The organism is Helicobacter rodentium ATCC 700285 (genome assembly GCF_000687535.1).
GTDB lineage: Bacteria > Campylobacterota > Campylobacteria > Campylobacterales > Helicobacteraceae > Helicobacter_D > Helicobacter_D rodentium.
In genome coordinates this window covers 10,912-31,697 of record NZ_JHWC01000013.1, presented here as the reverse complement: position 1 = coordinate 31,697, position 20,786 = coordinate 10,912, and the positions used below count along the sequence as shown (strand labels likewise).

Genomic DNA, 20,786 nt, shown 5'->3' with positions numbered 1-20,786 from the left:
TTGCTACTCACGCGGTCCTAAAGTCTGCTCTCTTTTGCCAAACAAAAACTCACTTGGCGCATTAGAAAAATCCTCCATAGAAGCCCCTGTTTTTTGCAAAATCTGCTCTAGCGTCTTGGAGTTTTGCTCCAAATTAAACAAAAGTGGAGTTAAAATAGTGCGTAAATTATAGTCCCCATTAAGAATATCACGATGAATCAATTCTCGGCTTTCTCCAATTCCTGTAATCTCCCTTTGCATAGAGGATAGCACCCCCTCTATTCTAGGGGGTAAATTTGCTAAGCCAGACAAAGTATGCTCAATATTATCTAAATTCTTATCGCTCAAGAGGCGATTAAGACGATTCAAACTCGTCTCCAAGCGGTCAAAAACATTTTCTGCTTTGCTTCCAACTTTTTCTAGCCAATTCTCCTCTAAGCTCAAAGTCGCCCTTGCCCCATCTGCATAAAATTCTCCCTTGCCTTGTATCAATGAGAGAAAAATGCCTCCCGTGATTCCTTGCGAATCTACAAAAATCTTTGCACCCTCTCTTAATGTAATATCCTTTTTAATCCAAAGAATAATCTCTACATCTTCAGCATCTACATTAAGCTTATAGTTTTTTACAAAACCCACATTAAGCCCCAAATAGCGCACAGGAGTTTCAATGCGAACACCTTTTGGTAGATTTTTATTGTAAAGATAATATTCACGATAATCATTCAGATTTCTATCGTATTTTCCTATCCAAAATACGAATCCAGCCAAACCAATCAAGGAAACCACAAAAAATACACCAAGCAATACATAATTTAATCGTGCTTCCATTTTAACTCCTCAAATCTGATACAAAAATAAATCTAGCGATTCTGTTTGCTGTGCTAAAGTGCGCACACTACCCTCAAACAATATTCCTTGATTCTTTAAAATCACCATTCTATCCACTGCACCTTTAACGGATTCCATATCGTGTGTTACCATTACAACACTAATTTCCAACAAATCCCTTAATTCCATAATTAAAGCGTCAAAATGCCTTGCGCTTTTGGGGTCTAAACCGCTTGTAGGCTCATCTAAAAACAAAATTTTTGGGCTAAGTGCTAAGGCGCGTGCCAATCCTACGCGCTTTACCATTCCACCGCTTAATTCATTGGGATAAAGCTTTGCTACTTCTGCATTCAGCCCCACGCGTGTAAGCCAAATATATGCTAGGGATTCTATATCGGCACTACTAAAATTTGTCCATTCTCGCAAGGGAATCGTAAGATTTTCCAAGACACTTAAAGAGCTAAAAAGCGCACCAAATTGAAACAATACTCCCATATTTAATTTCATTTTTAAGGCATCTTTGCTGTTTAATCTCCAAATATCTTTACCTAAGATTCGCACTTCTCCGCTTGTGGGCATTTTTAAAAAAATCATTGTATTAAGCAAAGTGCTTTTTCCGCTTCCGCTTCCTCCAAGTAAAGCAAAGATTTCTTTTTTTCCCACACTAAAGGAGATTTTATTGTGGATAATACGCTTACCATAAGTAGTGGTTAGATTGCGCACTTCTATAATGTTTTGCGATTCCATTTACCAACCTATCTGCGTAAATATCACAGAGCACAATGCGTCAAATGCAATTACACAAAAAATGGATTCCACTACGCTTTTGGTTGTATGGATTCCAATGCTTCGTGTATCCTTTGCTACAATAAATCCGTGATAGCAACCAATGAGCGCAATAATCAATCCAAAAAAGGGAGCTTTGAGGAATCCTATCCAAAAATGCCGTAACTCAACCATTTGCAAGAATCTCTCAATGAATTGCTCACTACTGATTCCTAACTGCATAGAGGAAACAAGCATTGCGCCTACAAGCCCAAAAATATCTGCAATAAAAACCACAAAAGGAAGTGCGATACATAACGCAACTACGCGTGGCAAAACTAAAAAGTTTATGGGATTAAACCCCATTACATTCATTGCATCAATCTCTTGTGTTGCCCTCATCATTCCAATCTCTGCACTAAAAGCAGACGCACTGCGTCCTGCAATAATGATTGCGGTAATAATAGGTGCCATTTCACGCAAGGTCAGCATAGAACTCATTTCCACAATTAAAATACTTGCTCCAAATTGTTCTAGCTGGAGACTTCCTTGATAGGCAACTACGATTCCAATCAAAAAACAAGCCAAAGCAACAATCGGAATTGCTTTGATTAAAGCCTCTTGGATTTGAAATAACAAAGCCTTAAGACGAATATTTGCAGGATTTACTAATCCCAACAAAAAACAATATACCATTTCACCCAAAAAACCTAAAGCCATCAGAGCATAATTGCCCCATTTTTTTAGAATCTTCAATGTATCCAAATGCCATTGCAACAACTCTTTGGTAATGGCTATTTTATCGGGAATTTTTTTGTCTTGCAGAATACTCAAAATGCGTTGAGACTTTTGAGAGATGAGTAAAGCGTTCTGCGAATCCTCAAGCTTGATTTTTGCTTGTTGCTTCAAATCTTCCAACCACCGAAGCAAAATTTCTCCACCACAAAAATCTAAATCAAAATCCTCTTTTAGCGCAATGCAAACTGAAATGCTTTGGTGGGATTCTCTCCTTTGAAAGTGTCTTGCAATAGAATCCGCAGTGTTATCTAGTTGCCTAAGTGTGCGACCAGAGAGGCTTTTATCCCAAATACCTCCTAGTGTAATGTTTGCGCTTGTTGCATTATAGTGGATTTCCAAACTTGCTTGCATAAACTGCCATTGGATAGGATTACTTTTGCTCAAAAACAAATGGAACACCCTTTATAAGGTTGCTTCCAAAGATTTTATCTGTATTTTTGCGCACTTGAGAAAAATCTGTCGCCATTTCACTTTTGTTTAATTTTTTCTCTTGATAAAACGAGCGCAAAATTTTAATCTTGCCTTTTGTGTCCTCTGCTTTTAATTTTGCGGCTTGATTCATTGCTAATTGCGCTTTTATAAAGGCTTCTTTCTGATGTACAGGCGCAAAGATTAGCTTTAGATTTGCTTTTTGCAATTCGGATTCTATTGTTTCTAGTTGTTCTCGGCAATAAGGGCAATCTGGGTCTGTTACTACAATTTTGGTTGGCAAACCCTCACTCTCGCCTTTCAAATAAATAAAATCACTTGGGGTAAAACTTGCAAAAAGCGCATTGAGGGCTTTTGAATCTTTCTCTTCTTTTTCTTCTCCTGCTTTCTTAAGCTCCCCTCTTATCATATTGGAATCCTCTTTGTCTAAATTCATCATATTGCTTAATGCGACAAAGTAGCTCCCGTCTTGACTTACAATGACCGGAAAAATATCTCCTCCTTGTGTCCTACCAATCACAAAATATTGATTTTCAAAGCTTTTTAGGGGTTTTTTTAGCTGAACTTCCACATTAACATCTGCAAAATTTTTCACACTTTTTTTAAAATTATCTTCAAATCCCGCTAGAGCAAAACTCACAAAGCTAGAGGTAATAGCAATGGTTAAAACTAATTTTTGCATTCTTGATTCCTTGTTTAAAATAAGCAGTATTATATAATATTCTTGCAAAGAATAAAATCATCATTACGCTTTTATTGTTAATCCCTAACGATTATCCACCTTTTCTGGTAGTAAATCGTGGTTTAATAGGCGATATTCTGCCATTTCTTGATATTTTGTCTTTGGGATTCCATAGTTTGCATAAGGGTCAATGCTAATTCCTCCACGAGGCAAAAATTTCCCCCACACTTCAAGATAACGCGGTTGTAGCAATTCTACCAAGTCTTTTAAGATCCTATTCACGCAATCCTCGTGGAATCCTCCGTGATTGCGGAAGCTAAAGAGATAGAGCTTTAGCGATTTGGATTCTAGCATTTTTTCATTCGGAATATACGCAATATAAATGGTCGCGAAGTCTGGCTGTCCTGTAATGGGGCAAAGGCTCGTAAATTCTGGGCAATTAAACTTGACAAAATAATCTCGCTCCTTGTGTTGATTTTCAAAAGTTTCTAAAAGATTCTTATCATAGGCAAAAGTATATTGTGTTGTATTGCCCAAATGCGTTAGGGATTCTTTAGGTGGCTGCTTCTTGGACATTTATTTCCTTTGTGATTTTCTTGCAATTATACAAAACTTTGGAATCTTTACACAATTCGCCTTGTTGTCCTTACGAGATTCCGTGTTAGCGGAATCGTGGCAATCTACAATTTCGCATACTTGCGATTCTACTACTTCGTCCCTACGAAGCCTCGTTAAAAGGCTGTAATAATCTCTAATCTTTTATCTTGCCGATTGAATCTTTTTTGATTGCCAAGATTATGGATTGCTTCGTCGTTTCACTCCTCGCAATGACAGATTGGTATGCGTCCTTGCGAAAATCACTTGCGACTTGCGGCAATCCATAATCTCACGGATAGAAACCTTTAAGCAGGCACAACCTAGTGCTATATCAAAACAAAAACTAAAAAGCAGAATCTAAATTATGAGATTAAATTCAAAACAAAGCCGATAAAACAACCCACAGCAGAGAGTCCAAAAACTGCATACAAAATGCCTAGAATCGGTATTGTAAAGGGAGATTGCGTGAAGCCTCTACGATTAATCTTAATATCCATAAGGTGCTTTTCTGCTCAATAGGCAATAAGCAGACAAATAAAGCCTACGATAAGCAACATCGAATCCTCCTATGCGACAAGCGTTACAATAAAAAGAACAAAAGTTACAATCGCCGCCCATTTGAAAAATCTATTAAGAATAAACAACAATCCGATATGATTGTATGGATTTGCCCACTGCCCACTAATCGCCATATCCGAGCAAATCCCACGCGTAACCAAATACGCAATGGCACTAATAACACTAATCGCTAAAAGCATACAATGTCCTTATTTGAAGTTAAAAAAGAATAACATCATCATACACACCTTCCTTGTTTCTTTCTCTCTCAATTTCTGCAACGAGTTTTGCATGATAATCGCCCCAAAGAAAATCACTATCAAGATAATCTTCAAGATATTGCTTTTTGCGCTTTTTATTCTTTTATGTAAAGATGTAAATGCTTATAAAGACCGCCATAAATCTCGCCATTCCATTTCCCACCCTCAATTTCAATGCGTTCTAAAATAATCTTTTTAAGACGCTCTCTATCCTCATTGGATACTAAACCATCTTCATTATCCCAAATATGCTCTAAATATCGTTCCTCATCTCTGACATAATCATTAACCAATGACTCTGCGCTTATTTCGTTACCAATAGAGTATGAATCTACAAGCTTAATTCGGTAGCTCCCCATTAATACCTCCTCAATCCACTTTCTTCAATCTTGTCAGGCTTTGAGGAATATCTACCCTTATACGCCCAAATTTCAGGAGTTTTTATCTCCTCTTTCATAGTCATTTTTATTGCCGCTTTTCCATATTTCCAAAATCTGCCTTGCAATCCTTATAACATTCTCATCAAATTTCACATTTTCCGATTCATCAAAAATAAGATTTTTAGAAAATTTCCTGCCTAAAGTGATTCTTTGGATAAGAATCGGAAGTTTAGCTTCTTTCTCATTTCCACCCTCAATTATCGCCCGATACTCTCGCTCGTATCCAAAGCATTTCTTTTTTATCGTCATTATTTTCATTAAATGCTGTGAAATCTCATCAAGATTATAAGTTGGTGCTTGATTGGTGTATTTTATTTTATATACTTTACCTTGATAGCTAGGATTAATCCTAAAATCAATCCGCACACCGCAATGAGCATTTGCATAATGCGCCCACATTAAATCCAAATCCGATTCCTTTAATTCACTTTCAAGCGAAAAAGAGCAAATTTTATTGTGCGGTTTCTTGTGTCTCACCTTTTCAACCTCTTCTTCTATTGTTTCTGCTAACTTTTTATTCTGCTCTTTATTTTCTTCATTGTTATAAAACCAATATCGCCCTTCATCAACATCATTAAAATTTTCAAAATCAGGTATGTATAATTCGCTATTTTCCAAAATCTCTTTGAAATCAAAATTGGATTTATATTTTGCACAATCCCTTTTACTTGGCAAGAGTAGCTGTTCATCTCCTTTTTCATACACGAGCCCTCTAAACTTGCAAAAAGTCAATTTTTCCCATTCATCTTTTGGGATTTCTAGGCTTTTATCTTGCGCCATTCTCTACTCCACAAAATCAAAAATTCAAAGAATAATACCCCCCTTTTTTTTTACAATTTGCTTAATATTTACTGAATGAATAAAATTTGGATTTTTATTAATGAATCTTTGCATTTGCGTTCTTGTGAGCAAAGCAATCTCGCAAAATAGAATCTAAATCAACGAGATTCAGATCATAGAGTGCCACAACTTGATAAATCAAGTCTCGCAAGGACGCACACCAATCTGTCATTGCAAACGCAGTGAAGCAATCCAAATGCAAGAATCTCACAAGGATAAATCCTAAAAAAATGGAAGTTTTAGCACTCCACTAATCACGATTGCATTTACAAGGTCAATAAAAAACGCGCCCACCAAAGGCACGACGATAAACGCCATATGGCTCATACCATAGTGTTGCGTAACCGTTTGCATATTTGCCATAGCCGTAGGAGTTGCTCCAAGTCCAAACCCACAATGTCCCGCAGCTAAAACTGCCGCATCATAATCACGCCCACAGAATCTAAAAGTAACAAAAATAGCAAAAAACACCATTAGCACCACTTGGATTGTGAGAATCACGAGCATAGGAAGCGCAAGAGAGACAAGTTGTGTGAGATTAATTGTCATTAAAGCATAAGCCAAAAACAAAGACAAACTCACATTTCCTAGCACCGAAACTTCTCTATCAAAAACTTGATGCACTTTGGTTAATGAGAGCACATTGCGTAAAACTGCACCCACGAACAGACACCATACAAAAGTAGGAAGCGTGAAAGAAGAGCCTTTTAGATAGCTCGAAACAAGCGTTCCAATCAACAAAGAAATCGCAATCAAAGCTAGAGATTCCACAAATGAAGTCGCAGTAATCAATCTCTCTTTCTCTGGTTTTTCAAAGCCCTTTGGCAAACCCTCCTCTACTACATCTTTACTTGGGAGTTGTAGTTGATATTTTTTTACAAGATAATGTGCCACAGGACCACCAATCACCCCACCTGCGATTAATCCAAAAGTCGCACAAGCCATAGCTACCTCCAAAGCAGCTTCAAACTCATAAGGGGCTGCTTTAAAAATATCTGCCCACGCAGCACCCGTTCCGTGTCCCCCACTCATTGTGATGGAGCCTCCAAGCAAACCAATTACGGGATTCACGCCCATAAACTTAGCCGTAAGCACTCCCGCAATATTTTGCAAAAAGAGTAGCACAGAAACGAAGATTAGAAAGACAAAAAGAATCTTTCCGCCTTTTTTGAGCGAAGCAAAATCTGCACTCAAACCAATACTAGCGTAAAATGCTAACATTAAGGGGTCTTTTAACGAGGAATCAAACTTTAATTCTATTTGCCCATAACGATAAAGGCAAAAAATCAAAAGCGCAGCTATGATTCCGCCCACTACAGGTTCAGGGATATTATAGTCTTGCAAAAACTTCACTTTGCCAATAAGAAAACGACCCAATAGTAAGACAAAAATCATACTAAGCAAAGTCGCATAAAAATTCAATGGAATTGCCATTTATCACTCCTGCTTTAAAATGTAACATTATAATCAAAAGCAAATTAGAGTGGAATCTTACCTTAAGTCAAAAGTCAAGATTCTATATTAAACAGATACAAATTGTAACATTTATTCTTTTTGCTTTCATTTTCATAAGCTTCCATTTTCAAAGTCCAACAATTTAAACTTTTTTAAGCTATTATCTAAGGTAATTGCGTATTTTATAAATAAGGTTTAATAAATTTGGAGTGTTTTAAAAACAAGGAAATTATATTTTATACATTAATTTTAAACGAAAAAGAAAATCAAAAGATTCAAGAATCCCCAGAAGTTTTGGAAGATTTTTTAGAAGATAAAATCTGCTCTTTGCTGAATCTCCCGCATACTTGTGAGTATTTCTTACATTTTTCCAACCCTAAAGATTCCAATACTTATCATTGTTTATTGCTTAATAAGGACTCGCTTAGAAGTTATGTCAGTAATGCAGAAACTTTCCTTAGCCACCCTAGTCTTTTGTGTGCGCAGTTTTTGCAGGACAATCAAGAGTCTCAAACATTTTTAGTGCTAGATTCTTACGATCAATGGACGCTTATCCATTATGAAAACGCAAAAATTACATATCTGCAACCCATTAAAAGTTTTGAAATGGCAAGAGAAAAAATTGAACACTTTAAACAAAAAGATAAAGATTTTCTCCTTACCCTTTGGATTCTAGGCAAAAATGATGCAATAAAAGAAACGCAAGAAATACAAGCGCAATTTGGAGCGCAAATACTTTCTTGCAATCTTAACACAATCCAACTTTTAGAATCTCTAAACTTTAACCCTCTTGAAAAAACACTCCCCTTAAGCAAACAAAAAATTGGCAAAGCCTTAAAGTTTTGTGTATTGGGTGTTTTTGTAGGTTTTGGAGTTTGTCTTACATTGTGGATTCTATCTTTACTAACAAACCAAGAAATAGCAAACCTACAATCCAAAATCCACGAACAACATCTAAGAATCAACCAACAAAATCAAAACTACACAGAATCCCAAAAGCAAATATTGCTCCTACAAGAAAAACTAGATTCCCTCCAAATGCTTTATGCAAAAAATGCTCAATTTCTCAAAAGCGCGATTCCAAACACAGCCCAACTTACGCCTTTCTTTAACATTATGAATCCGATTTTAGAGCAACAAAATGTGAAAATTGCTTATTTGGGGCTAGAAAAGGACTTGTATTCTTTGCTTTTGATGGGTAAAAATACCTTACAAGTTTTAGAAGAAGTAGAAAAAACGCATTTAGGCGAGATACAAAACCTAGAAAAATATCAAGATTTTTATTGGATACAAACAAGACTTAGGATTCCACAATGAAAGAATCTTTGGATCCCATATTGAAAAACACAGAATCTTATTTGAATATGCGCTCCAAGCGTGAATTGATTTTATTATTTATTTTTTGCTTTTTAATAGGCTTTTTGTTGGTTTTTGGTTTGGGTTTTGAAAGAGCCAAGCAATCTTTAGAGGATAAAAAGCAGATGAAAATCCATTTAGAAAGCGAACTTTTGAATCTGCAAAATACTTCTAAAACAGCCCAAAGCCTTGATGATGAATCTTTGCAAGATTCTATCCAAGATTTAGAACAAAAAATAGCCTCACAAGAAAAACAAAAAAATCTCTTGCAAAGACAATCTAGCATTTATGCGCTAACGCAAGTTGCGGATTCTAAAAACTTGAAAGACTTTGCTATTTCACAAGAAAATAAACAAATCTACTTAAGCGCAAAGGGAAAATATGAAAACTTCTTTGGCTTTTTAGAAAATTTAGAATCACAATCCCATTTACAAATTCGCTCTCTTTGCCTCTATCCTAATGCTTCTATGGGGCATTTAGAATTTTACTTAGAAATTTTGCTGCACAGAAATATAGAGACAAATCCTCCCTTATAACAAGGAATTGATATGAAAATTTTATTCTTTAACCTTATTTTATCACTTGCTTATGCAGACCCTTTTTATTATGGTAATAGCACTATAAAGAGCGAAAGTTTGAATCTTTATGGCTTGATGAAAGACAAGGCAAACTTCAATGGCAAATGGTATAAAGTGCAAACGACTTTTAATGCGCAAAATGCAAACTTTAGGATTCTTAAAATTCAAAATAACTGCGTGATTTTGGAGGAATCCTCCACGCAAGACTTAAGCACAATTTGCTTACAAAAATCAAAACTATTAAGGAACTAAATGCGACTTCTTTGCCAATTCAGCCTTCTATTTCTTTTGCTTTTCTCTCCGCTTTTTGCGTGTCAAAATCGCCTTTTTAATCTCTCTTTACAAAATTATCCTATCAAAATTAGTGAGGTTTTAAACGAATTTTCTAGTGAATGCCAATTTAGCGTGGTGTGGGACGAAACCGCAATAGAATCGCGGCTCAATCAAAATCTTTCTATGATTAACTTTAAAGACAAGGATTTGAATTTTATCTTTGAATTGCTTTTTAATGCAGCAAATTTGCATTATTCTTTTGAAAAGGACATTTTAAGACTTAAAATTAATGAAACAAAAACTTTCAAAATCAACTACTTAAGCACGAATCGGCAGGGCATTAGCAATACTTCTGTCTCTATCAATAATGAGGAGCGGCAAAGCAACTACAACACGCAAAGAGATGAAGACAATTTAAGCAAGTCTGGAATCAATATCAAAAGTGAAGACGGATTTAACTTCTGGGAAACGATTGAAACAGAAATCTTAACAATGATGAATGCCAAAGCAGAGGAAGGGCGTGTGATTATCAATCGTGGCGCGGGATTAGTCAGCGTCAAGGGCGATAGAAAATCACTCCAAAAGGTAGAATCCTATATCCAAAACCTGCACGAACGCTTACAGCAACAAGTTTTGATTGATGTGCATATTTTAAGTGTTGCACACAAAAACACAGAGACTTTGGGGATTAATTGGGAGAGTCTTTACGATTTGCAGAATCTTGTAATTCCGCCTTTTGGTGAGAGTGCAAGTTTAGGAGGCAAGGGCGAAATGGGCAATGTCAGCGGACTAAACCTCATCGGTGGCGATAGCGGACGCAGTTTGCATTATGGTTTAAATATTTTCTCGCAAGGCTTAAGCCTCACACGCATTGTAGAGTTTCTAAAAACCTATGGAGAGGTGCAATCTATTTCCAATCCCAAAGTTCTTACGCTCAATAATCAACCCGCAATGATTAGTGTGGGAGATATTTTGCGCTACAAGAAAAGCAATATTTACCAAAACACCAATGCACAAACCACGCTCACAAATACCGACAACGAATATCCTAGTATCTTTGCTGGTGTGCTTTTGGACATCACGCCTTTGGTGTTTGGGGAGGAAATAATGCTTAAAATTAATCCCTCTATTACCAAAACCAAAGACAACAAAAGCGAGATTCCAAGCAATGCCTTTGACACTCCTCCCAATCTTACAACCAATCAGCTAAGCTCTATTGTCAAGGTAAAAAATAATCAAAAGATAATTTTGGGTGGATTGATTTCCCAAAACACGATTCACCAACAAAACAAAGTGCCTTTACTTGGGGACATACCTTTGTTGAAACTGCTTTTTTCTTATTCACAAGAAGTGCAAAATACGGAGGAAATTTTGTTTATCATTGAGCCAAAAATCATCACAGATAATGTATTGAGCTTAGAATCTCTCGGCTATCGCTTAATTGATGAGGAAAAGATTGATAGAAAGAATAAGGAATAAATTTGGTAGAATAATGCAGTTAGAACAAGGATAGAGAAATGACAATAAGTATTAATGAGGAACAAAATTTATTTTCTCCTCTATTTACACACAATTTTATAGATAAAAAAGATTTATTTTTAGAGATACTTAAAGGCAAATCCTTACACTACAAACGCTACACAAAAAGCCCTTTGCGCTATGGTGGAGGCAAGAGCCTAGCGGTTGGGCTAATCTTGGAGCATTTTCCTAATGATACAAAAAGGCTTATTTCGCCCTTTATGGGAGGAGGGAGCGTAGAAATCGCAAGTGCTTTGGAGCTAGATTTAGAAGTGAAAGCCTTTGATATTTTTGATATTTTGGTGAATTTTTGGCAAGTTTTGATTGCAGATTCTAATAGACTTTATGAAGCCTTATTAGAGCTTGAACCCACAAAGGAAATCTATGCGGAAATAAAAGAGGAGCTAAAAGCTTACTGGAATGAAAGGCATAAAAATGCAAAGAATATCCCACAAAAACATTTGGATTCTCTCACACTTGCAAGAGATTATTATTTTAATTTTAATCTCTCCTATGGACCCGGATTTTTAGGCTGGATGAGTAAGATTTATGAGGACAAAAGCCGCTACTTCAATGCGTTGCAAAAGCTTAAAAATCTAGGGCAAGATGAGAGGTTACAAAATCTAAGTGTAGAATGCGTAAGCTTTGAAAAAGTGTTTGAAACCTATCCTAAAGATTTTTTCTATTGCGACCCACCTTATTTTTTAGAGGGGGATTCTCAAATGTTTAAGGGAATCTATCCTATGCGGAATTTTCCTATTCATCATAATGGATTTAATCACGCACTTTTGGCAGAGCTTTTGAAAAATCACAAGGGCAAGTTTATTTTAAGCTATAATGACTGCGAATTTGTGCGAGAAGCCTATAAGGAGTTTAGAATCCTAGAGCCTAAATGGCAATACACAATGGGGCAAGGCGAAACGCGTGTTGGTAAAAATCGCATAGAGAGAGGCGATAAAGATAATATCAAACACAGCCACGAGTTGTTAATTATAAAGGAATAAAATGAAAATAGACGAAGTCAAAACTGCTTTTAAAATTGCTGATGTGGAGTTTGTAGAGGGAAGTACAAGACTTAATTTTAATTATCTTAAAGACTTGAAAGACGAAAAGGGCAATCCATATACCTCAAAGCATTTTAACACAAAATGTAGCAAGGGTTTATCTTATCGTTGTCAATGGCGAGATTAAAAAGATTGGCGGAAGTCAAGCCGATGGTGGCATTAAAAATACTTTATCCATTTATCGTGATGGCGGGACAAAGGGGCGACCGAGTATTAGAAGTTTTGGGATATGGTATTTTCTCTATCATACGATTCTAAGCGGTGCAAAAATAGAATTTTATATGATTTATCAAGAGAATTTTACAAAAGACATTAAAGGACTTTTTGGGCTTAAAAGAATCCAAAATGCTTATATTTCTTATAAACTTATAGAACAATGTTGTGTGGAGGATTATTTAAGTGTTGAGGGTGGAAAACATCCCGATTGGAATGTGCAAGAACAAGGAATGGACTGGCCACTAGACATTAAAAACGAACACGCAGAGATTCTAAAAAATAGCTCTGTGCGGGAGAAAAATATAAAAAGAGAGGCAGTAAAAAGGTAATAATTTCTCTACCCCCGCAAAAACTCTCTTAAGTCATTATTGAAGGATTCTGCAAGAGTTTTGGCGCAAATGGGACAAATTTGCAAAGGTTTGTCGTTAAAAAATTTTGTCTGCACCTTATGCGAATAAATCCCTAGAAAAAAGCGCAAATCAAGAGAAATCGTAGCGATAAAATCGGGATTTTTAAGATTTTCTAAAGCTTCCTCGCACCCACACAAATGCACAAAAGGATCACCTTTGCTCCTAAAAGTCATCTCTTGGATTCTTGCTTGATAGAGCATAATTTTACAGATTTTATTGCTTGAAAAACGAAAGTAAATGCCCCTCTCATCGGCGGATAAATCTGCAAAGTTTGCCATAATTCCGTCCTTTTGGAGCTGTTTAAAAAGCGCGGAATCCAAACTGCTATCCCCACTTCCACAAGCGGCAATCGTTTTTTCAAAAAATTCTTGCAATTATTCCGCCTCTCTTTCAATTAAATCGCAAAGAATATGCCCCATTAAAATGTGCATTTCTTGAATGCGCGGTGTGTCGCTACTTGGAGAGATGAGCAGGACATCGCAGAGATTCCGCATTTCTCCCCCGCTCCCTCCGCTAAATCCTAAGGTTTTGCAACCTATCTGACGCGCAATTTTTAGGGCATTGAGGACATTTTTGCTATTGCCACTTGTGGAGATTCCAAGTAACAAATCCCCACTCCTTGCTATCGCCTCCACTTGCCTAGAAAACACAAACTCATAGCCATAATCATTTCCAATCGCACTTAAAGCACTTGTATCGGTTGTGAGAGCGATTGCGCATAAACCCTTACGCTCCTTCTTGTATCTTCCTGTAAGTTCTGCCGCAATGTGTTGGCTGTCTGCTGCACTTCCTCCATTGCCACAAAGCAGAATCTTTCCACCACTTTTTAACACTTCTATTGCCATTTGCGCCGCATTTTCTAAATCTTGTGCTAGAGATTCCATTTTTTGCGCACTCTCTAAATGCGCGGCAATCTCCCCTAAAATCACTTGTTTCATTTAAGATTCCTTTATTTTTTGGATTAATTGGCTTGTGCTTTTGCCCTCTATAAATTCTATCAAGCGCACTTCCTCGCTAAACTCCCGCCCCACTACTTCTTTATTTGCATAATCTGCGCCTTTTACCAATGTATGCGGACGAATTTTTGCAATCAACTCTCGCGGAGTTTCCTCGCTAAACACCACGACAAAATCCACACATTCCAAAGCACAAAGCATTGCGATTCTATCTTTTTCCTCATTTATAGGACGCAAAGTTCCTTTAAGGTGCGTAATAGAGGAATCGCTATTCAAGCCAACAATTAATAAATCCCCTAGATTCCGTGCTTTGTGCAAATAATCAATATGTCCTAAATGTAAAATATCAAAGCAGCCATTTGTAAAAACAATTTTGAAGTTTTCCTCTTTGAGTTGGCGGAGAGATTCCAAAAATTCATTCAATTCCTCCGCTTTTATCCATTTATCCCAATACGATAGGAGTTTTTGTCGCTTAAAAATCTTTACCATTCGTTCGCTCAAATGATTCAAGCAGGATTCCTCGTCAAAAATTTTTAAAAATTCTGCATTCACCAAAGCAGAATCCAAAAGATTGTTGCGTCTAAGATAGGCAAAAATTTCTTTTTTGCTCGCAGTTGCAGAACCCACTTTGCTTACCACCACCGCAGCGGCGGCATTAGCAAAATACACACTTTGAGAGACGGGTTTGCCTAATGCTAACATATAAGCCAAAGAAGCAATCACCGTGTCTCCTGCTCCTGTTACATCAAAGACTTCCCGTGCAATCGTTGGCATTCTCTCTAATTTAACACTTTCTGCTTGGATAGAATCCCTTGTGGCAAATGCGATTCCATCTTCGCTTAGGGTGATTAAGGAAACCTCTAACGCGCACATCTTTTGCAACGCCACAATGCAATCTTGCAACGAATCCTCATCGCAAACATTAATCCCTGTGGCTTGTATTGCTTCTTTTTTGTTGGGAGTAAGTAGGGTTGCACCTTTATACTTTGTATAATCTTTGCCTTTTGGGTCTATTAAAATCTTTAAATTGTGTGCTTTGGCTAAGGCAATCAAACTTTGCGTTAAAGATTCGCTCAACACACCCTTTCGGTAATCACTTAGCACAAGACATTGCAATTTGGATTTCACAAGCGTATGCTCTACAAAATCCAAAATAAACTTCTCGCCCTCTTGGCAAATGGGGCTTTTATCCTCCCTATCAATCCGCACAACTTGTTGATGCGCTGCAATGAGGCGAGATTTTTGTGTTGTAGGGCGCAAAGGGTTGGAGAAAATTCCCTCTATCTTAATGCCCCTATTTTTCAATTCTTGTTTTAAGGTGTTACCTGCTTCATCGCAACCCACCATTCCGCAAATCCACACATTGGATTCCAAGCTTATGAGATTGTTTGCGACATTACACGCACCACCTAAATTTAAAGATTCCCTTTTTACATCAATCACTTGCACCGGTGCTTCAGGAGAAATGCGCTCACAATTTCCCCAAATGTAATGGTCTAAAATCAAATCCCCCACGACTAAAATATTTGGCTTCATACATTATTTCCCAAAACTTCTTCCCACAGATTTGCACTATGAATTGCTTTAATTTGGCTTAAATAGTTTTTGATTCCCACCTCTAGCGAGAATCTTGGCTCATAATCTAAAAATTTTTTGGTTAAAACAATATTGGCTTCTGTGTGTGTTTGAAAAAACTTATAGGGATTCTCAATATACTCCACCTCAAATTCACCTAAATTTGTTTTGAGGCATTGAATAATGTCGTTATAGCTTCTTGCCTTGCCACTACCAACATTATAGATTCCACTTTTTTTCGCGTGGATTGCCTTGACATTTGCCGCAATCACATCTTGAATATACACAAAATCGCGTTTTTGCTCACCCATTTTGAACAAACGCACTTTTTTAGACTTCAACGCTTGTAATCCTAGCTGCAAAATCATTGAAGCAGTTTTACCTTTATAAACTTCATTTTCTCCATAAACATTAAAATACCTCAACCCCACAATGTTTAAAAGCGGAAAATTCTTTAAGTATTTCATCGTAAGATTGTCCATCATCAATTTAGAAAATCCATAAACATTTTCTGGAATCTCCCCACTGCCGATACTATTGGGTGCTGGGCTATTGCCATAAACGCCGGCACTTGAAGCATAAATCATACTTGCATTGCTGCGCGCACACAAGTCCAACAAATCCTTAAACGCATTCACATTTGCGCGTAAAATCGCCTCTTGATTCATCACGGTGGTATCCGAAATCGCTGCTTGATGAAAGATATAATCAAATTTGCGCTTCTCTAATCTTGCCAAATCCTCTTTATCGGTAATATCTCCTACAATCACCTCGCCCTTAAAATCAAGAAGATTCTTAAAATGTCCTAGAGACTTCAAGTTTCCATTGCTAAACTTTGTCTCATTTCTAAAGCTATCCAACACTACTACTTCCGCATCTTTATGGTATTTTTGAAAATAGAGTGCAAGATTTGAACCAATAAATCCTGCGCCACCTGTAATTAAAATCCGTTTGCCCTTCAAAGAATCGTCAATGTATTGCATATTTTCTCCCTTTAAAGATTTGGCTTTATTGTAGCAAAATTCTCTGAATTTTAGAGAGTTTATGCTATGATTTTATTTTGATTCTTTGATTCTCATAAATTTGGAATTATCTTATTATGTCAGAAAATACGCAAACAATAAAAGATTTTATTATAAATGAAATTGATGCTCTGCCACCGCTACCTCAAACGATTCTTGAGCTACAAAGAATCTGTGCATACGAAAACTCAAGCATTAAGCAAGTTGCAAATGTCATTGAGCAAGATCCTTTTTTGACAATGGACTTAATCAAAAATGCAAACTCTCCACTCTATGGGTATCATCGTCAAGTAAATTCTGTTTTGCAAGCTGTCTCAATGTTTGGAATCTCTACTTCCAAAGGATTAGCAATCGCCGCTGCTATTAGAGCAAAATTTACGATAGATTTAACACCTTATCAACTAGAAGTTCAATCTTTTGTTGAAGTCTCTAATATTAAAAATGCTTTTTTGTATAGATGGCAGCAAAAAGCCGTCCATTTACTTGAGATTCTAACCCCTTGCGCCCTAACAATGCACATTGGTATGGCAATCATTTCAAATTGTTTAAAACAGGCAAAAATCCACGAGGATTTTATGTCAAAGGTGAATCCTAAGAATTTCTTAGAGGTGGAGCAAGATATGCTTGGTTGCAACCAATTTGAAGTGCTAGAATCTCTCTTTGAACATTGGGGATTTGAAGAGACAATTGTGCAGGTAATGCAAGATTTAAAGAATCCTGCTCCAAGAGAGGATTTGAAAATTTATATCTATCCTTTAAGGGTGCTTAATGCGCTCATTAACCCCTATGAAATTGCAAGTAAAGAACAAATCCAAGAAGCAAGGGGTTTGGTAGAGGAATATTGCCTAGATTTGGAGAGCTTTGATGCAACCTTAAGGGATATGCGTTTGGATAAGGAAATGGATTCACCCAATGAGGACTATCCGCTGATTGATGAATGAGTTTTTAAATCTTTTACGCATTGGAATTCCGCTTGATTTCAAGCTTGCAGATTCTTTTTCACAACTCTTAGAATCACTCTATCGCTTTGATGTGCTGACTTTGCACAAAAATCGTTACTTCTTAAAAAAACAATTTTGCATTGGCAAAGTAGAATTAACGCGTGAAGGCTATGGGTTTATCACGCCTTTGCCAAAATCCAACAGACAAGATTGGCTCGTAGAAAAAAACTTATTAAAAGGTGCGCAAAAGGGCGATATTGTGTTAGCTAAACTGCTTACTAGGCACTTGAAAAACGCCAATCGTCCCCGCGCAAAAGTGATGAAAATTTTAGAATCCAAAGACAGATTTGTGCTTTGCTATCTTGAAAAGTATAAACTAGATTGTATTGCCATCTCTATTCCCAATGAGATTCCCTATAAAATCAAAGCAAGTCAAAAATCACTCAAAACTTTACCCTCTAATACAATTTTAAAACTCAATCCCCAAAATGGAGAAATTTTGGAGATTTTAGGCACATTAGAAGACCCTAAAATTGATGAAATTCTAACGCTTTGCCTCTACAATAGACAAGAATCTTTTAACCTCAACGCCCAATTACAAGCAGAAAGTTTCCCAGAAGTGCGGCTAAAAGACTTTAAAGAGCGAATGGATTGCACACATTTGCCTTTTTGCGCGATTGACCCACTTGGCGCAAAAGACCACGATGATGCGATTTATTTTGACGCGGAATCCTCTATACTTTATGTCGCGATTGCTGATGTTAGTTATTATGTAAAAGAGGAATCTCCGCTAGATTTAGAGGCAAAGAATCGCGGTTTTAGCATTTATTTTCCACATAAATCTATCCCTATGTTACCCCGCGCTTTAAGTGAGAATCTTTGCTCTTTAAATGAGGGTAAATTGCGTCTTGCAATGGTTTGGAAGATTCGTTTGCACAAACGCACCAAAGCCGTGTTAAATAGTGAATTGTTTGAAGCGGTCATTAAAGTGCGACAAAAACTCACCTATGAGGAAGTAGATGCACTGATAAAAAACGGCACAAACAAACAAGTTTTGCCCTCACTTAGAACGCCGATTCTGCATCTCCACACCCTAGCCCAGAAGCTCCGAGCTAAAAGGCTAAAATTTGGATTTGATTTTTTAGGCGATGAAAAATCAATGGAGCTAGACAAAAATTTAGAATTAAAAAACATAAAAATAGAATCCCAAACATTTAGTCATCAACTTGTAGAAGAATGTATGCTCCTAGCAAATATGCAGAGCGCAAAACTGCAAACCCAAAAAACAACTGCAAACGATGACAACCTGAAACTAGGCATTTATCGCGTCCATTCCAAACCCAAACCTGATGGAATCCAAGAATTATTTGCAGAACTTAAATTGCTTGGCATTTGGGAAAAAGCAATTCCGACAAATCCAAAAGATTTTCATCAAGCCATTTTAAATGTGCAAAAAGCCGCAAAACTTGCTAATATGGAAAATGAAGTGGATAAACTCATTATCAAATCAATGCCACAAGCATTTTATGCAAGTCATAATATCGGACATTTTGGGCTAGGATTTGAAGCTTACAGCCATTTTACTTCCCCGATTCGCCGTTATAGCGATTTGCTTTTGCATAGAATCCTAAAGGCAAAAATCAAGCTTTGCGAGGATTATACCATTAAGGAATCCCTGCCTTTACTTTGTGAAAGTTTAAGCCAAAAAGAGCGCGAAGTTGCAAAAGCAGAAATAGATTTCAAAGATCGTAAATTTGCACGATTTTTAAGCCGCAAAATTGGACAAACATTTGAAGGCATTATTTTAAACGATACTAAACCCGAGCTCATTTCTCTTACAGCAACTCCTTTGCAAGGAGCGCGTGTTATTAGCCTCAAAGGCAATGGGGTAAAGTATCAAAAAGTGCGTGTTCAAATTATAGATGTGCAGATTGCAACGGCAAAAATTTATGGTAGAATCGTAGAGTGCTACAATGAAAGTTTTGGGAAAGAAACTAAACAAATTTCAAAATATCTTTTTGCAAAAAAGTGTCAAAAGGATAAACAAACCAAGCAAAGAATTAAGGAAAACGCACAAAGTATCAGAAAAAATATCCAGCGCAAGAAAAGGAGTTCTTATGTTAATCCAAAACCCCTCCCTCGCCATAAACGCAAAGGCAAATAATGTATAAAAGGGAATTAGACACTAAACTTACCAATAAAACAGAGATTCGTGCGATTCTACTTTATGGAGAAGAACCATTTTTGATTGGCTATTATGGTGAAAAAATTGCGCGAAATATTCTTGAAAAAGGTTGCGAAAAAAACAGCTTTTATTTTAATGAGTTTGATTTTCAAAGTGCGCTTAGTTGCTTTTCTCAAGGCTCACTCTTTGGAGATGAAGCACTTGTTTGGATTAAAATCGACAAAAAAATTCCCAAAAAACAGCTAGATTCTTTGATTCAGACTTTAACAAAAAATGGTTCAGGCTATTGCATTTTAGAGTTTTATCAAGCAGAAAATAAAAGCGCAAGTGAGTATATGGCTGACGCACGCGCAATGACTTCTAGCTTCTCTCCAAGCCTTTCTAAATTCGGCATTTTTGAAGCGCGATTCTTTATTCCAAACTTGAATGAAGCAATGATGATTCTAAAAGAATATGCGCAAGAATTTAAGATTCAAATTTCAGATTTTAATTTACGCAAAATCCTTGAAATTCAAAACTTTGATTTAGGATTGAGCATAGCAGAACTAAGAAAATATGCAATTTTTGACCAAGAAATCAATGCAGAAATCATAGAGGGTTTAGGATTCTCTCTAGGCAGTGTGAAGCTAGAAGAAATCTTGGAATCTCTCTTGCTTAAAAAACCTTTTTTTGACAAATTATCACATTTTTTAGAGCAAGGCTTTGAAGAAGTGCCACTTATTAATGAGATTCAAAAATACTTTTTTGTGCTTTTTTTATTCTCAAGCCATATCAGAATTTATGGTGAGGCTTCATCGCAGGAAGTTTTAGGCTACAAATTACCTCCCGCATTGCTAGAGCAAAAAAAGAGATTTGCGATTCTGCTTAGAGAATCGCAATACGAATCCATTTTCTATATTCTCAATGCTTGGAGAGAGGATTCTTTAAAGGGCGCGAACAAAAATAATGGATTTTTGAGTGCTTTAATGAAAATTCAAGCAATTTTAAAATAGAATTAACCCTTTTACATTTTGTAAAAATAAATAAATTTCATTCCTTGCTCTTTTGAATCACAAAAGGGC

General features: G+C 36.6%; 24 protein-coding genes and 1 pseudogene. 10 read left to right on the top strand and 15 right to left on the bottom strand.

Translation table 11 applies throughout. The annotated features are described in order from the left end of the window. Window positions 1-3: 3 nt before the first annotated feature. The 5 genes from BS85_RS0109180 to queF form a co-directional block, all read right to left on the bottom strand. Window positions 4-807: an MlaD family protein gene (locus BS85_RS0109180; protein WP_026944526.1), complete on the bottom strand. Its 804-nt coding sequence runs from the start codon at window positions 805-807 to the stop codon at window positions 4-6. A 9-nt stretch (window positions 808-816) separates the two neighbouring features. After that, window positions 817-1,554: an ABC transporter ATP-binding protein gene (locus BS85_RS0109175; RefSeq protein ID WP_026944525.1), complete on the bottom strand. Its 738-nt coding sequence runs from the start codon at window positions 1,552-1,554 to the stop codon at window positions 817-819. Continuing rightward, the gene (locus BS85_RS0109170; RefSeq protein ID WP_026944524.1) at window positions 1,555-2,721 is read right to left on the bottom strand and encodes an MlaE family ABC transporter permease; all 1,167 of its coding nucleotides are present in this window, start codon (window positions 2,719-2,721) and stop codon (window positions 1,555-1,557) included. 19 nt (window positions 2,722-2,740) lie between these two features. Then, the gene (locus tag BS85_RS0109165; protein ID WP_026944523.1) at window positions 2,741-3,481 is read right to left on the bottom strand and encodes a thioredoxin domain-containing protein; all 741 of its coding nucleotides are present in this window, start codon (window positions 3,479-3,481) and stop codon (window positions 2,741-2,743) included. An 84-nt stretch (window positions 3,482-3,565) separates the two neighbouring features. Continuing rightward, a complete protein-coding gene (gene queF, locus BS85_RS0109160) occupies window positions 3,566-4,057 on the bottom strand; it encodes a preQ(1) synthase (RefSeq protein WP_026944522.1) in 492 nt (163 codons plus the stop codon). Here queF and BS85_RS11645 point away from each other — a divergent pair. Further along, entirely contained in the window at window positions 4,050-4,226 is a 177-nt protein-coding gene (locus BS85_RS11645; RefSeq protein WP_156938123.1) for a hypothetical protein, read from the top strand. The genes queF and BS85_RS11645 overlap by 8 nt on opposite strands. 214 nt (window positions 4,227-4,440) lie before the next feature. On the opposite strand, the gene BS85_RS12115 is transcribed toward BS85_RS11645, so the two are convergent. From BS85_RS12115 to gltS, 6 genes are all read right to left on the bottom strand, one after another. After that, complete coding sequence (locus BS85_RS12115; protein ID WP_281173584.1) at window positions 4,441-4,575, bottom strand: hypothetical protein; 135 nt, start codon at window positions 4,573-4,575, stop codon at window positions 4,441-4,443. A gap of 69 nt (window positions 4,576-4,644) precedes the next feature. Beyond that, a complete protein-coding gene (locus BS85_RS0109155; RefSeq protein ID WP_026944521.1) occupies window positions 4,645-4,836 on the bottom strand; it encodes a hypothetical protein in 192 nt (63 codons plus the stop codon). Window positions 4,837-4,991: 155 nt separating this feature from the next. After that, window positions 4,992-5,255 (bottom strand): hypothetical protein, encoded by a 264-nt coding sequence (locus BS85_RS0109150; RefSeq protein WP_026944520.1) that lies wholly within the window; start codon window positions 5,253-5,255, stop codon window positions 4,992-4,994. Window positions 5,256-5,327: 72 nt separating this feature from the next. Next, window positions 5,328-6,116: a DUF2971 domain-containing protein gene (locus BS85_RS0109145; protein WP_026944519.1), complete on the bottom strand. Its 789-nt coding sequence runs from the start codon at window positions 6,114-6,116 to the stop codon at window positions 5,328-5,330. 97 nt (window positions 6,117-6,213) lie between these two features. Then, window positions 6,214-6,387 (bottom strand): hypothetical protein, encoded by a 174-nt coding sequence (locus tag BS85_RS11640; protein WP_156938122.1) that lies wholly within the window; start codon window positions 6,385-6,387, stop codon window positions 6,214-6,216. An 11-nt stretch (window positions 6,388-6,398) separates the two neighbouring features. Beyond that, window positions 6,399-7,610, bottom strand: a complete 1,212-nt coding sequence (gene gltS / locus BS85_RS0109135) for a sodium/glutamate symporter (RefSeq protein ID WP_026944518.1) — start codon at window positions 7,608-7,610, stop codon at window positions 6,399-6,401. Between the two features lie 225 nt (window positions 7,611-7,835). Here gltS and BS85_RS0109130 point away from each other — a divergent pair, with 225 nt between their 5' ends. From BS85_RS0109130 to BS85_RS10660, 6 genes and pseudogenes are all read left to right on the top strand, one after another. Beyond that, the gene (locus tag BS85_RS0109130; RefSeq protein WP_026944517.1) at window positions 7,836-8,948 is read left to right on the top strand and encodes a hypothetical protein; all 1,113 of its coding nucleotides are present in this window, start codon (window positions 7,836-7,838) and stop codon (window positions 8,946-8,948) included. Further along, window positions 8,945-9,523, top strand: a complete 579-nt coding sequence (locus BS85_RS0109125; protein ID WP_026944516.1) for a hypothetical protein — start codon at window positions 8,945-8,947, stop codon at window positions 9,521-9,523. The genes BS85_RS0109130 and BS85_RS0109125 overlap by 4 nt, the downstream gene beginning before the upstream one ends. A gap of 12 nt (window positions 9,524-9,535) precedes the next feature. Further along, window positions 9,536-9,817 (top strand): hypothetical protein, encoded by a 282-nt coding sequence (locus tag BS85_RS0109120; protein WP_026944515.1) that lies wholly within the window; start codon window positions 9,536-9,538, stop codon window positions 9,815-9,817. Next, window positions 9,818-11,317, top strand: coding sequence for a pilus (MSHA type) biogenesis protein MshL (locus BS85_RS0109115; RefSeq protein WP_026944514.1), 1,500 nt, complete (start codon window positions 9,818-9,820; stop codon window positions 11,315-11,317). 38 nt (window positions 11,318-11,355) lie between these two features. Then, window positions 11,356-12,360 carry a DNA adenine methylase gene (locus BS85_RS0109110; RefSeq protein WP_034551574.1) on the top strand — a complete coding sequence of 335 codons (1,005 nt, stop codon included), beginning with the start codon at window positions 11,356-11,358 and terminating at the stop codon, window positions 12,358-12,360. A 1-nt stretch (window position 12,361) separates the two neighbouring features. After that, window positions 12,362-12,965: pseudogene (locus tag BS85_RS10660) on the top strand (GIY-YIG nuclease family protein). Window positions 12,966-12,973: 8 nt separating this feature from the next. Here the strand turns inward: BS85_RS10660 and BS85_RS0109100 are convergent. The 4 genes from BS85_RS0109100 to rfaD are packed head-to-tail and all read right to left on the bottom strand — an operon-like array spanning window position 12,974 to window position 16,560. Beyond that, the gene (locus BS85_RS0109100) at window positions 12,974-13,420 is read right to left on the bottom strand and encodes a hypothetical protein (protein ID WP_051604774.1); all 447 of its coding nucleotides are present in this window, start codon (window positions 13,418-13,420) and stop codon (window positions 12,974-12,976) included. Further along, window positions 13,421-13,984 carry a D-sedoheptulose 7-phosphate isomerase gene (gmhA, locus tag BS85_RS0109095; RefSeq protein ID WP_026944511.1) on the bottom strand — a complete coding sequence of 188 codons (564 nt, stop codon included), beginning with the start codon at window positions 13,982-13,984 and terminating at the stop codon, window positions 13,421-13,423. Further along, the gene (rfaE1, locus tag BS85_RS0109090) at window positions 13,985-15,538 is read right to left on the bottom strand and encodes a D-glycero-beta-D-manno-heptose-7-phosphate kinase (RefSeq protein WP_026944510.1); all 1,554 of its coding nucleotides are present in this window, start codon (window positions 15,536-15,538) and stop codon (window positions 13,985-13,987) included. Next, window positions 15,535-16,560: an ADP-glyceromanno-heptose 6-epimerase gene (rfaD, locus tag BS85_RS0109085; protein WP_026944509.1), complete on the bottom strand. Its 1,026-nt coding sequence runs from the start codon at window positions 16,558-16,560 to the stop codon at window positions 15,535-15,537. Before rfaD ends, rfaE1 begins: the two co-directional genes overlap by 4 nt. 116 nt (window positions 16,561-16,676) lie before the next feature. On the opposite strand from rfaD, the gene BS85_RS0109080 reads away from it, so the two are divergent. From BS85_RS0109080 to BS85_RS0109070, 3 genes are read left to right on the top strand one after another with little or no spacing between them, the layout of a single operon-like run. Next, on the top strand, window positions 16,677-17,540 hold the full coding sequence (locus tag BS85_RS0109080) for an HDOD domain-containing protein (RefSeq protein WP_051604773.1): 864 nt from the start codon (window positions 16,677-16,679) through the stop codon (window positions 17,538-17,540). Continuing rightward, on the top strand, window positions 17,533-19,704 hold the full coding sequence (locus tag BS85_RS0109075; protein WP_026944507.1) for an RNB domain-containing ribonuclease: 2,172 nt from the start codon (window positions 17,533-17,535) through the stop codon (window positions 19,702-19,704). The genes BS85_RS0109080 and BS85_RS0109075 overlap by 8 nt, the downstream gene beginning before the upstream one ends. Continuing rightward, window positions 19,704-20,717: a hypothetical protein gene (locus BS85_RS0109070; protein ID WP_026944506.1), complete on the top strand. Its 1,014-nt coding sequence runs from the start codon at window positions 19,704-19,706 to the stop codon at window positions 20,715-20,717. Before BS85_RS0109075 ends, BS85_RS0109070 begins: the two co-directional genes overlap by 1 nt. Window positions 20,718-20,786: the final 69 nt, after the last annotated feature.